Source organism: Flavobacterium aeripolare (assembly GCF_013294025.1).
Taxonomy (GTDB): Bacteria; Bacteroidota; Bacteroidia; order Flavobacteriales; family Flavobacteriaceae; genus Flavobacterium.
In genome coordinates this window covers 101,018-113,072 of the sequence record NZ_JABSNL010000007.1, presented here as the reverse complement: position 1 = coordinate 113,072, position 12,055 = coordinate 101,018, and the positions used below count along the sequence as shown (strand labels likewise).

The 12,055-nt window shown below is 34.4% G+C and carries 12 protein-coding genes; 3 read left to right on the top strand and 9 right to left on the bottom strand.

The window, feature by feature from the left end:
- Window positions 1-107 precede the first annotated feature (107 nt).
- The 3 genes from HNQ00_RS09550 to HNQ00_RS09540 all read right to left on the bottom strand — a co-directional run bounded on the left by HNQ00_RS09550 (window position 108) and on the right by HNQ00_RS09540 (window position 2,188).
- Window positions 108-764: an aspartate kinase gene (locus tag HNQ00_RS09550; RefSeq protein ID WP_173838108.1), complete on the bottom strand. Its 657-nt coding sequence runs from the start codon at window positions 762-764 to the stop codon at window positions 108-110.
- Between the two features lie 119 nt (window positions 765-883).
- A complete protein-coding gene (locus tag HNQ00_RS09545) occupies window positions 884-1,273 on the bottom strand; it encodes a YraN family protein (RefSeq protein ID WP_173838107.1) in 390 nt (129 codons plus the stop codon).
- A gap of 18 nt (window positions 1,274-1,291) precedes the next feature.
- Window positions 1,292-2,188 carry a S66 peptidase family protein gene (locus HNQ00_RS09540; RefSeq protein WP_173838106.1) on the bottom strand — a complete coding sequence of 299 codons (897 nt, stop codon included), beginning with the start codon at window positions 2,186-2,188 and terminating at the stop codon, window positions 1,292-1,294.
- Between the two features lie 278 nt (window positions 2,189-2,466).
- Here HNQ00_RS09540 and HNQ00_RS09535 point away from each other — a divergent pair, with 278 nt between their 5' ends.
- Together HNQ00_RS09535 and HNQ00_RS09530 are read left to right on the top strand one after the other, a co-directional pair.
- Window positions 2,467-3,540, top strand: coding sequence for an endonuclease/exonuclease/phosphatase family protein (locus HNQ00_RS09535; protein WP_173838105.1), 1,074 nt, complete (start codon window positions 2,467-2,469; stop codon window positions 3,538-3,540).
- A gap of 90 nt (window positions 3,541-3,630) precedes the next feature.
- Entirely contained in the window at window positions 3,631-4,164 is a 534-nt protein-coding gene (locus HNQ00_RS09530; RefSeq protein WP_173838104.1) for a 3-hydroxyanthranilate 3,4-dioxygenase, read from the top strand.
- Window positions 4,165-4,266: 102 nt separating this feature from the next.
- On the opposite strand, the gene HNQ00_RS09525 is transcribed toward HNQ00_RS09530, so the two are convergent.
- Complete coding sequence (locus HNQ00_RS09525) at window positions 4,267-5,223, bottom strand: MBL fold metallo-hydrolase (protein WP_173838103.1); 957 nt, start codon at window positions 5,221-5,223, stop codon at window positions 4,267-4,269.
- A gap of 194 nt (window positions 5,224-5,417) precedes the next feature.
- On the opposite strand from HNQ00_RS09525, the gene amaB reads away from it, so the two are divergent.
- Window positions 5,418-6,971: an L-piperidine-6-carboxylate dehydrogenase gene (amaB, locus tag HNQ00_RS09520; RefSeq protein WP_173838102.1), complete on the top strand. Its 1,554-nt coding sequence runs from the start codon at window positions 5,418-5,420 to the stop codon at window positions 6,969-6,971.
- A gap of 93 nt (window positions 6,972-7,064) precedes the next feature.
- On the opposite strand, the gene HNQ00_RS09515 is transcribed toward amaB, so the two are convergent.
- From HNQ00_RS09515 to HNQ00_RS09495, 5 genes are all read right to left on the bottom strand, one after another.
- Complete coding sequence (locus HNQ00_RS09515) at window positions 7,065-7,565, bottom strand: DUF6646 family protein (RefSeq protein WP_173838101.1); 501 nt, start codon at window positions 7,563-7,565, stop codon at window positions 7,065-7,067.
- A 46-nt stretch (window positions 7,566-7,611) separates the two neighbouring features.
- Window positions 7,612-8,337, bottom strand: a complete 726-nt coding sequence (locus tag HNQ00_RS09510; protein WP_173838100.1) for a metallophosphoesterase family protein — start codon at window positions 8,335-8,337, stop codon at window positions 7,612-7,614.
- A gap of 519 nt (window positions 8,338-8,856) precedes the next feature.
- Window positions 8,857-10,005: an ATP-binding protein gene (locus HNQ00_RS09505; RefSeq protein WP_173838099.1), complete on the bottom strand. Its 1,149-nt coding sequence runs from the start codon at window positions 10,003-10,005 to the stop codon at window positions 8,857-8,859.
- A gap of 173 nt (window positions 10,006-10,178) precedes the next feature.
- On the bottom strand, window positions 10,179-10,931 hold the full coding sequence (locus HNQ00_RS09500; RefSeq protein WP_173838098.1) for an SDR family NAD(P)-dependent oxidoreductase: 753 nt from the start codon (window positions 10,929-10,931) through the stop codon (window positions 10,179-10,181).
- 55 nt (window positions 10,932-10,986) lie between these two features.
- Window positions 10,987-11,859 (bottom strand): aldo/keto reductase, encoded by an 873-nt coding sequence (locus HNQ00_RS09495; protein ID WP_173838097.1) that lies wholly within the window; start codon window positions 11,857-11,859, stop codon window positions 10,987-10,989.
- Window positions 11,860-12,055: the final 196 nt, after the last annotated feature.

Below are 12,055 nucleotides of genomic sequence, written 5' to 3'. Positions count from 1 at the left end.
ACACTGAAAAATAGATCTTAAAAAAAAGCGTCTAAATCAATTGAGATTAAGACGCCTTATATATAATTATAATAGTAAAAACAGATAGTGTGTTTACTATAAGTGCTTTAGTTTTTTAAATCCTTTATCACTTTAAAAGCCACGTCAACTTGTTCTTCACTTACTAATATAGTAAACTCATTTGAAGTCGAAATCACCTCGTTGATAATTATTCCTTCCCAAGCTAAACGTTGAAAAATGAAGTAGTAGATTCCAGGAACTGCGATATTTTCTTTTGGTAGCTTTACGGTAATAGAGGCTAAATTATCCAGTTTTTGAATTAATTTCTCCGCTGCAAAATGCTTGTCTACCAGTTCTCCAACACTATTGCTGATAACAATATTAATTTCGTTTACCCCACGAGAAGAAGTGTAAAAAACGTCAGCTAGCGCATTAATATTTGTAATCAAATCAGCTTGTTTGTGTAAAACAGTCTCTGATACGGCAAACGTATAATCTGTAAGGGCAGAGCGTACAGTGATCTCACCTATGTTTTTGATTACTTTATTGATTTTGTGGTTTAGTCTAAAGTCAAGTTCTTCGGTTAAACGCTTTAATGACATAACGATTGCACCTTGCTTTACCTCTTTACCAAATTCGCTCTCTAATTCCGACATGATGTTGCGGGATAACGATGTTAAATTGATTATTCCTAAGGATAAGGCATTCAATAAAAACGGCTTTGTTTTAATGTAATTTTCTACAATTGAAGAAACAGTTTTCATAATGGATTTCGTTTTTTAATAGTTAGTAGTAGTAAGTAACTTAGTTCAAGTTGTGTTAAAAACAGCTACAAATATAAATAAAAAACATTTTGTTACAAATATAACATTAATAAATCTCGTTAAAAATGATAAAAAGCATCGATAAGATGCTCGATTACAAATGATTTCTTGTTTTCGGGAGTGCTTTTTTCTTTTTTTGAATCGGTGTTTATAGCTATAATATCAAATCGTACTTCGACATCTAAATCCTTGCTATTTACATAGGCATCGATTGCTTTAATCAACAATTGAATTTTTTTTGAGTCTACAAAATCTTGCGGTAGACCAAACAGGAGCGAGGAGCGCGTTTTAACTTCAACAACTGCTAGAACGTTGCCTTTTCTAGCTATAATATCAATTTCGGCTTTTTGAAAAGTCCAGTTTGTTTCTACAATTTTGTAGCCTGCTTGTACTAAAAAATCGACAGCCAACTCTTCTCCTAATTTACCTAGATCATTGTGTGCTGCCATATTTTTATTTTTTCTTGTTTATTGAAAAACTACTGTGCTTGTTGTGCTAGTAACATCCATTGATATGGTGCTACCTAGTATCAATGCACGGTTATCTCTAATGTGTCCTGCAGGAAAGTTATAAATTACAGGAATTTTATATTTACTAGTAATATCTTCAATGATTTCTGTGGCATCTTTACCCCAAGGGATATCGTTGTCCTTCATTTGGGTCATCGAACCTACAATAATTCCCTTCACACTTTCTAAGCAACCATTGCGTTTCAAATTCATCATCATTCGATCAATATGGTAAAGGTATTCGTCAAGATCTTCGATAAATAAAATTTTATCATTGCAATCAATTGCTGACTGCGATCCTAATAAACTATATAAGATAGATAAATTCCCACCTACTAACTGCCCTGTAGCATGTCCTGTTCTACTCATTTTATCTGTAGGAATGGTGTAGCTTAATGGTTGTCCAAATAAGGATGCATGCAAACTTTCAATTGCTGGAGCTGTAGCGCGTGCAACAGTGATTGGCATAACGCCGTGAATAGATTTGTAGCCCATTGTGTTTAAATGGTTGTGCAAGACGGTTATATCACTAAAACCTACTACCCATTTTGGTTGTGTTTTGAATTTTGTAAAATCTAATAAATCAACCATTCTTACAGTACCGTAGCCTCCTTTTACACACCAAATTGCTTTAATTTTTGGGTCGTCTAATTGCTGTTGAAAATCGGCTGCTCTTTGTTCGTCTGTTCCTGCTAGTTGATTGTAATCTAGCCCTATTGAATTCCCTACAACGACTTCTAGTCCCCAGCTGTGTGCTAAGTCTATAGCCGATTTTAGGCTGCCGTCTGTAGCTTTTCTAGCAGTAGCCACTAAGGCAATTGTATCTCCTTTTTTTAAAATAGCGGGTGTTATCATTTTTGTTTGAGCTTGTGAGGGAATGGTATGAAATAGCAAGATTAAAATAAAAGATTTAATTGCGGTTGATTTTTTTCGAAAGGGCCACTTTAAATGGTGTTGCATTGGATTAATTTACGGGTATAGTTCAAATTTTTCAGACTCCTTTTGAAAGGATTAAAAACAAAGATAGGAATTAGAAAATAAATAGCTAAAGCTACAGGATGGCAATTTTGATAGAAAAATGAGTTTAAATCAAAAGAGTATTTGTAAATTGTACGTCCTTCTAATCATTGAATATGAGATTTTTACACTATTTTTTATTTGTTTTACTGCTGCTCGTTAGTCCTGAAATTTGGGGACAGCAAAAAAAATATTCGATTCATACTGTTGGCTTTTACAACCTCGAAAACTTATTTGATACGATAAATAATCCTGCAGTAAATGATGATGAGTGGACTCCTCAAGGCGGTAGGCATTGGTCTAACAGCAAGTACCAGCAAAAGCTAAAGAATTTAAGTGAAGTTCTCATGCAAATAGGTTCTACAAATAATAAAAATGCGCCAACATTAATAGGTTGTTGCGAAATTGAGAATAGAGGAGTACTTGAGGATTTATTAAAACAACCTAATCTAATCGATGTTGACTATGGTATTATTCACTTTGATTCCCCTGATAAAAGAGGAATTGATGTCGCGCTACTGTATCAGAAAAAATATTTCAGACCCACAGATTATGCAAACATACCCTTGTATGTCTATAAAAAAGATCCTGAATTATTTGAAATGGAGGGAGATACCACAACGTCTAATAGAGTCTTTACAAGAGATCAATTGTTAATCACAGGATTTCTAGAAGGCGAGGAGATTAGTATCATCGTCAATCACTGGCCGTCGCGTTCTGGTGGTGAAAAAAGATCGAGTCCTTTTAGAGAAGCTGCAGGAGCTTTGAATAAAAAAATTATTGATTCACTGCAAAAAATCAATCCACTAGCTAAAGTAATTACGATGGGAGATTTGAACGACGGACCCACAAATAAAAGTGTAAAAAAGGCTGTGGGTGCCATTGGGAAAAGAAAAAACGTAGGTGAAATGGGGATTTACAATCCATTTGAAAATATGGCAAAACGGGGTTTGGGCACAATTGCATATCGCGATTCATGGGATATTTTTGATCAAATAATGCTTACGCAACCTTTCATAGACAATGATTTTACAAAATATCAATTCTGGAAAGCAGGAATTTATAACAAACCATTTTTAATACAGGCGGCAGGTAAATATAAAGGCTACCCAAAGCGGAACTCAAACAATGATGCCGGATATAGTGATCATTTTCCAGTATACATTTACCTAATCAAGGAAGTGAATTAAGCCAATAAAACTTTCTATTTTGAGGGTTTATTAACGTAAATTACTAGTGCTTTTTTATACCTTAGCACTTATTAATACAATAAAAACAGCATGGCAATAGCAAAACCTTTCAACCTTAATAAGTGGATTGAAGACAATCGAGATCTTTTAAAACCGCCTGTGGGTAATAAAAATCTTTACCATGAATCTGGTGATTATATAATTATGGTTGTTGCGGGACCAAATGCTCGAAAGGACTATCATTATAATGAAACTGAAGAATTGTTCTATCAATTAGAAGGTAGTATTAAAGTGGTTATCCAGGAAGACGGTCAAAGAAAAGAGATGGAATTAAATGCTGGAGATATGTATTTACATCCTGCTAATGTGCCTCATTCGCCTGTAAGATCTGCAGGATCTATAGGTTTAGTTATCGAAAGAAAACGTATGGGCAAAGGCTTTACAGATGGATTGTTGTGGCATTGCGATACGTGCAACCATAAACTATATGAAGTGAAATTTGAATTACACGATATAGAGAAAGACTTTTTGCTGCATTTTAAACACTTCTATAATTCACTTGATTTGAGAACCTGTGATAATTGTGGTACCGTGATGGAAGCAGATCCTCGTTTTACAGTTTAAACTATTTTGTCTTTTACACTTTTTCCGCCCCGACTACTCGGGGCGTTGTATTTTTCTAGTCTAGCGAAGATGTAAAAGGCTTTCGTAATTAATAAGGCTTCTTTATAGTTCTAATTGAACTCCTTGTTCTGGGTAAATTAAGTGGACCTGAAAGGGATTATATTCATACAACTGTTGTTTCAGTTTAGTGATCTTCTCAATAGGTGGTTTCATATGCGTCACTATGATGTTCAATGATTTTAATGCTTCTTTTCCTGTAAATGTGCTTAATGCCTCTAATTCTTCGTTTAACAATTTAGGTGTTAAGTGACCGTATAGTTGGTTCTCTGGTTGTTCATTTGGGAATGAAACTTCGATAAAAATTCCTTTCAATTTTTTCTCTTTGATTAACGGGGCAATGGTTTGCCAAAGTGCAGATAGTTTGTTGCTTTTTTCAATACGATCTGCTCCTGTATCTCCTAAATAAAGGACATAATCTTCCTTATGCTGTATTAAAAAGGCAGTGCTCTCAAAAGGATTAACATGACTCAGCGGAAAAGCTTGAACAGTCATAGTAGTATTGTTTATTATCGTTTTTTCTGCCATTTTTAAAGTCTGAAAATGGTATTTTTTGATTTGGTATCCGGAGCCGGCATCGCCAAAGTTTGCCCAAGTGTCCCCATTAAAGTAATGGTCTTCCATCATTTGCATACAGCTTTGACTGGCATAAATGGTTTTAGCAGCATCGGCAGGTGAATTTATGATTAACCCAGAAACATGATCTAAATGGGCATGAGAGATAAAATACCCTTTGATATATTGTTTCAAAACTGTTTCCACGGTTGCGGTAAAAGTGTTTTTCTCAATTGCTTTTTCTATTCCGGCATTAATTGTTCCGGCATCGAGAGCTATAAAATCGGTGGTTCCAAAAGGAGCTACTAAATAAGCTGACAAGTTTTTTTCGTCTATGCCTCCCTTTACACCTAGCGGTACTACTGTAAAAGATGCCTTCTGTTTTTGTGAAAATCCAAGTGTAGTAAGTAGTAGCAATAAAAGCGTAAGTCTGATTTTGATAGTCATTTTCTTGATGTATTGAAATGTAATTGTAAAAGTAAAATTAGTTTTCGAATAGAAAAAAAACCACAAGCTAATTACTGTGCCAATTAATAATTTAACTTTACCAGAGGGTATTATTTCAGAATATGATTCTTTGAATTACATTTGAAATAGTATATTTACATAAAAATATAACAATTTTAACCAAAAAAGTTACAATGATAACAATAGCAAATCAATTCGGAATGAAAGAAGCTTTAACTCAATTGGGTATAAAGGAGATTAATGAAGGTACATCAACAGGATTACAAAACTTTTCTAATGGTGCAATTCTAGAAAGTTATTCTCCTGTAGACGGACAATTGATAGCAAAAGTTACGACAAGTACAGCAGCTGATTACCAAAAAGTGATGGAGGCTGCAACAGCTGCTTTCAAAACTTTTAGAACTATGCCAGCGCCACAGCGTGGGGAGATAGTAAGACAGTTTGGTGAAAAATTACGTGAAAAGAAAGAAGCACTTGGTAAACTAGTTTCGTACGAAATGGGTAAATCATTGCAAGAAGGATATGGAGAGGTACAAGAGATGATTGATATATGTGATTTTGCAGTGGGTTTATCACGCCAGTTGCACGGTTTGACAATGCACTCAGAGCGTCCGCAACATAGAATGTATGAGCAATACCACTCATTAGGAGTCGTAGGAATCATCTCTGCATTTAATTTTCCGGTAGCAGTTTGGGCTTGGAATACGGCATTAGCATGGATTTGTGGTGATGTTTGTGTGTGGAAACCGTCTGAAAAAACACCTTTGTGTGGAATTGCATGTCAAAATATAATTGCTGAAGTAATTAAAGAAAATAATCTACCAGAAGGAATTTCTTGTTTAATCAACGGAGATTATAAAGTAGGGGAAATGATGACTGCTGATAAACGCATTCCATTGATATCTGCAACGGGTTCTACTCGAATGGGGAAAATCGTAGCTCAAACAGTGGCGGGACGTTTAGGGAAATCGCTTCTTGAATTAGGTGGTAATAATGCGATCATCGTTACTCCAGATGCCGATATTAAAATGACTGTTATTGGTGCTGTATTTGGCGCAGTAGGAACGGCAGGTCAACGTTGTACTTCTACACGTCGTTTAATTATTCATGAAAGTATTTATGATAAAGTAAAAGATGCGATAGTTGCTGCATACCAACAGTTAAAAATAGGAAATCCATTAGACGAAAATAATCACGTAGGGCCACTTATCGATAAAGACGCAGTGGCAATGTACAGCAAAGCACTTGAGCATGTTGTAGCACAAGGAGGTAAAATTCTTGTTGAAGGTGGTGTGCTTTCAGGGGAAGGTTATGAAAGTGGTTGTTATGTACAGCCTGCAATTGCAGAAGCAGATAATACTTTTGAAATTGTACAGCATGAAACATTTGCTCCGGTATTGTATTTATTAAAATATTCTGGAACAGTAGAAAATGCACTTGATGTTCAAAATGGTGTTGCTCAAGGATTGTCTTCGGCAATAATGACTAATAATTTAAGAGAAGCAGAGCACTTTTTGTCAGTAGCTGGTTCAGATTGTGGTATTGCTAATGTTAATATTGGTACTTCAGGTGCAGAAATTGGTGGTGCCTTTGGAGGAGAAAAAGAAACAGGTGGTGGTAGAGAATCAGGTTCTGATGCTTGGAAAGTATATATGAGACGTCAGACAAATACAATTAACTATGGTAGCAGTTTACCGCTAGCACAAGGGATTAAATTTGATTTGTAATCGAAAATAAAAAGCATAAAAAAACGGCAATTTGAATTTCAAATTGCCGTTTTTTTTATAGGTTAAAATCTAATTCTATTTAAGCGAACCTTATTATAAGTTGAAAGAAGCTCCAACATTAAAAGTGAACTGATTGTTTAAATCATGTCCAAAATCGCGGTCGTTAGTATCGTATTTTGCAAGTGGTACACCAGCTTCAGCAAATAAACCAAAACCATCAGTAAAGAAATAACGGAAACCCAAATGTGCCCCAAAATTCTTTAAACCTAAATCTAAACCTGGGTAAACATCCATGTTAGGTTCTAATTGTAATACGCTACCTAAGTTTGCATTGAAACGTGCTTTTAAATCAAAACGATCTCCAAAAGAAGGATTGTCTCCATTAATATTATTATCAACAGATAATAAATAGTTTGTTGTTAAACCTAATGACATGTTTTCTCCAATTCCGAAATCTGAAGAGATAAAAATACCTGTTCCTCCATCTTGAGCAGAGAATCCAACTTGTCCTTTTACATCGCCTTTGCCACTGAATGCTTGTGCATTAATTAATCCTACAGTGCATAATAACACTAATGTAAATACCTTTTTCATAATTTTTAATTTTAATAAAATCGATGCAAAAATACTCTTTTATAATTTAATTTCTTCCTTTCTCGTCAAAATAGAGTTCGTTTAACGGATCACTTTGCCAAAATTCTTTAGTATTTATATCCATAATCGTAAGTGGCCCTTTGAATGCTGCACCAGTGTCTACGTTCCATATACACGCTTTATTAACGGGAGTTGATTCGCTAATTCTGCTTACGGGGGTATGTCCAATATAGATTTCGTTGTATAATGTTAAACGCTTAGGATAAAATGGACTGTCTTTTTTTAGTGCTGGATCTAGTGCAAGTGCTGTTTCCCATAGGGTACGATCCCAGTAGAATAACTTTGGATAAAATTCATGTTTAATACCGTTCATATTTGTGAATCCAGCATGAACAAAAAGTCTGTTTTTACTGTCTAAGTGGTAATCTTGCAATGCGAGTAAGAAATCAACGTGCAATTGTTTCACGGTATCGTCTACTTTTTCATAAGCAAGAACTGTTGCCTCGCCACCATGCTTATACCACATCAAGTTTTCTTTATCATCTTTTAACCAGTGCAGTAACAATTCATCATGGTTACCTCTAATAAATGTACAATTATTAGTGGTTTTTAAATTGATTAAAAAGTCCAGTACTTGTGGTGATTGGCTCCATCCATCAACGTAATCTCCTAAAAAAATCAAATTATCTTCTGGAGTAATTTTGGCTCTTTCCATAATTTGGTGAAGTGCACGCAAGCCTCCATGTATATCACCTATAACTAATGTTCTCATTTTATTTTGGGTCAATCGGGATTATAATTAACAGTGTAGTTGCTGTTTTTACAATCTATAAAATTAAGGAAAAGAGTTGGTAAGCAATGTTATTTATTTCGTTTTTTGATCTAGCATGTGTAAAATAGTTTGCACCGTTATATTACTTAGGGGATGTAATGGTTTGTAAATGCGGTATTTTGAATGTTTATTCGAATGAAAAACGCTAAATCATAATTTTTTGAAAATAATTTAAAATTTACAAAATTAAACGCTTTTAAATTGATTTAAGATTTAAAACTAGGCTATAGTAGGGATGCGTAACTATTTGGAATACCATTAAATAGCTAATACATGTAGGAAAAGTAAAGATATTTATGGAAATTGGTAAAATCACTATATTAGGTGATTGTTTATTATGTTAATTTTATTTAGTTTTACGGAAATATATAAAACTTTAAAAAATGAACACACTCATCGCTTTATCCTTGTTGATTATCAGAACGATATGTAGTTTTTTGAATGATCTTGTATCTTTTTTCAATCTTCATTTTTAGTATCATATTTCATTTTTCTTAAAATGCGTAACGCCTCTTTAAACAATAGAAAGACGGTAGGATACGCTTTTAGTAATGGTTTAGAATGGATCAACTTTTCTTTTGCTTCTGCAAATCCATTCAAGTAACAAATCATAAAAGTAGAAGGTAGATTTTCTAAATCTTGGTATTCTCGTGCCGTTAAATCGTATCCCTTTTCCAGTTTTTGTAATAGCGCAATATTTGAGTTATAAATGTGAAAAAGCATTTTCTTACTATACTTAGGTGGCTCAAATAACATTTCATTCTCAATTTTATAATACCCATTCTCATAGAAATAAATGGTTTGCTTCTCTAAAGGATAATAGGTCGTTTTGTCATTCAATCCTAATGGGACATATTCAGTTATTGTAAAGCTATTTTCATCATAAGCAATTGTCACTACATCTTGAGCGGAATAAAATAATTTTACTTGTTCGTTTATTAATTCGATATCAACGCGTGATAAGTAGGTTTTATGATGTACATTTTTAGGTATTCCAGCCCAACAAATAATAAATAATTCCTTGAAAACATGGTATTTGGGAGACATGTCTTTGTGTTTAAAATTTATAAAGTCAAATACGCTGTCTAAGGTATGCTGGATGCTATTGCGAGCGCTGTTTTCTATGGCGTTTACGGTTGCTAAGTTTTGATTGCTTTTAAGCACTTTGTCTGTAGTAGGAGAGGTATTCGAACCTATTCTAATATAGACGCTTTGAGAAGGAATTGTGTAGATTGCTTTTTTAAAACACGAGCTATGTTTTTTTGGTTTTATCGTAACTAGTCCTACCACCTTATGCTTGGGTAGATTAGGAAAAGGAACATTTTCATACTGAATTTTTGGCGGATGCTCTAAGTAAGCGTTCACTAGATTTTGAATGCGACTGTCATCAAAAAAATCATCACCTACAATTTCGTTATCTTGATCCTCAACACCTACTACGATATAAGAGTTGTTGAAAGGATTCGAATTTGACAAAGCACAAATGTGTTTAAGAAACTTGGCTTTACCCTCTTTAGTGTGTAAATTTAATTGGCGTTTTTTATCATAAAAACTATTCTCATCATTATGAGCGAGTAAGTTTTTTATAAGAAGCCGTTTGTTAATCATTGTATTTATGATAGAAATTCATAAACATAAATGTAGTCAAATCTATAGTAATAGCTACCTCTAAATTCTATTTATATGTTAACAATGAGTTATTTAAATCGTGAGGAATAGCTTTAAAGAAGTTTGTAATTTATTGGGCTATACATAAATTGATAACCCAATAAATAGCTATTTTAAGATTTGTTCACAATGGTAGACGAAGCTTGCGCAGTGCTCATCACCACGAGATCTGCGATGTTCACATGGTAAGGACGCGACACCACAAAGTGAATAATATCAGCAATGTCTGCTGCTTGAAGAGGCGTGAAGCCTTTGTATACGTTTTCGGCTCTTTGCGTATCTCCTTTAAATCGTACGGCACTAAATTCTGTTTCCACCATACCGGGATGAATGGCTCCTACTCGAATGCCAAACGGATTTAAATCCATTCGCATTCCTTGATTTAAAGCATCTACAGCATGTTTAGTTGCGCAATACACGTTTCCATTAGGGTATACTTCCTTCGCGGCAGTCGAGCCTATGTTGATGATGTGGCCTGATTTACGATCCTTCATTTGCGGAATAATTGCTTTAGAAACATACAATAATCCTTTTACGTTAATGTCAATCATGGCATCCCAGTCATCAGGGTTTCCGTCTTGAATGGGATCTAATCCATGTGCATTACCGGCGTTATTTATTAGAACATCAATCGTTGAAAAGGCCTCTGGTAACGAAGCAATAGCTGCAAAAACAGCCTCTTTATCGCGAACATCAAATTGTAATGTATGCACTTCTGTATGTGCCGAAAGCTCTTTTTGTAACGTAGTTAAGCGGTCTTCTCTTCTTCCGCATAGAACGATTTTATAGTTGTTTTGAGCCAGTATTTTTGCTGTAGCTTCACCTATTCCGCTAGTTGCGCCGGTGATAAAAGCTGTTTTAGTCATGATAGGGTATAATTATGTGAAAATTAAATTTAAGGTATTTTTCTAATGCGATTAATTAAGGTACTTCTTGTCCCATGCTTTCGCTCCATATAGCAAACCAATCTTCTTTATCTAATTTTAATTCGACTGCTTTATGAAGTGATTGAATGCGGGCAATGTTTACTGTTCCAGCAATGGGAATAACATTTGCAGGATGTTGTAAAACCCAAGAAAGTAATAAACTATCTGAACCTAAATGGTATTTTGAAACCAAATTGGCAAGTAGTTTTTTAAGGCGACGTGTTTGTGGTATATCGGCTCTAAATACAGATCCCAAAGGATTCCATGACATAGGGCGAATGTTATGCAATTGCATGTAATCAAAACTTCCGTCCATCATGGGTTCATAATTCGTCGCCGAAAACTGAACTTGGTTGTAACTTACTGTTGTTTTTTGTCGAATAAGTTCCGTTTGACTAGATGTAAAATTAGAAAGACCAAAATCGATAATTTTACCTTCAGATTTTAATTGGGTAACCGCCTCTGCAATTTCGTCTGCTTGCATCAATGGACTCGGTCTGTGGAGCAAAAAAACATCCAAGTAATCGGTGTGCAAATTCTTTAAAGATTGCTCTACAGAGGTAATTATGTGTTTCTTTGAATAATCGTAATGCTTAATGGTATTGTCTCTGTTTTCGGCAACCATTTGGATCCCGCATTTGGAAATTAACTGAATATTTTCTCTGGCGATTTTGCTCGAATGGTATGCTTTTCCAAAATCGTTTTCGGTAGTATATGATCCGTAAATATCGGCATGATCAAATGTTGTTATTTTGTTTTCATAACATACATGAATCATGTTTTCCATCTCCTTCTGATTGAGGTTTTTATCCCATACACCCCAATTCATAGTACCAGCTATTATGGGAGATAATGTTGTTTTAGTCATATTTTTAGTTTTTTATTTGAAATGGTTTTTTTACATTTCCAAAGTATATTTTTCAAAGTTCTTAAAAATATAAAAATAGTATCATAATTCATGCTTAAAATTAGGTTATTGCGAGAAGTTTTAACCATTTTTTAACATCTTTCCTCTAAAAAAAAATTCAATTTGCACTACCAAAAGTGGGGCGTTAAAATAAAGG

Bases quoted from the DNA above. Each gene is read 5' to 3' on its own strand.
- HNQ00_RS09550 (WP_173838108.1), bottom strand. From the start codon at position 764: ATGAAAACTGTTTCTTCAATTGTAGAAAATTACATTAAAACAAAGCCG.
- HNQ00_RS09545 (WP_173838107.1), bottom strand. From the start codon at position 1,273: ATGGCAGCACACAATGATCTAGGTAAATTAGGAGAAGAGTTGGCTGTC.
- HNQ00_RS09540 (WP_173838106.1), bottom strand. From the start codon at position 2,188: ATGATAACACCCGCTATTTTAAAAAAAGGAGATACAATTGCCTTAGTG.
- HNQ00_RS09535 (WP_173838105.1), top strand. From the start codon at position 2,467: ATGAGATTTTTACACTATTTTTTATTTGTTTTACTGCTGCTCGTTAGT.
- HNQ00_RS09530 (WP_173838104.1), top strand. From the start codon at position 3,631: ATGGCAATAGCAAAACCTTTCAACCTTAATAAGTGGATTGAAGACAAT.
- HNQ00_RS09525 (WP_173838103.1), bottom strand. From the start codon at position 5,223: ATGACTATCAAAATCAGACTTACGCTTTTATTGCTACTACTTACTACA.
- amaB (WP_173838102.1), top strand. From the start codon at position 5,418: ATGATAACAATAGCAAATCAATTCGGAATGAAAGAAGCTTTAACTCAA.
- HNQ00_RS09515 (WP_173838101.1), bottom strand. From the start codon at position 7,565: ATGAAAAAGGTATTTACATTAGTGTTATTATGCACTGTAGGATTAATT.
- HNQ00_RS09510 (WP_173838100.1), bottom strand. From the start codon at position 8,337: ATGAGAACATTAGTTATAGGTGATATACATGGAGGCTTGCGTGCACTT.
- HNQ00_RS09505 (WP_173838099.1), bottom strand. From the start codon at position 10,005: ATGATTAACAAACGGCTTCTTATAAAAAACTTACTCGCTCATAATGAT.
- HNQ00_RS09500 (WP_173838098.1), bottom strand. From the start codon at position 10,931: ATGACTAAAACAGCTTTTATCACCGGCGCAACTAGCGGAATAGGTGAA.
- HNQ00_RS09495 (WP_173838097.1), bottom strand. From the start codon at position 11,859: ATGACTAAAACAACATTATCTCCCATAATAGCTGGTACTATGAATTGG.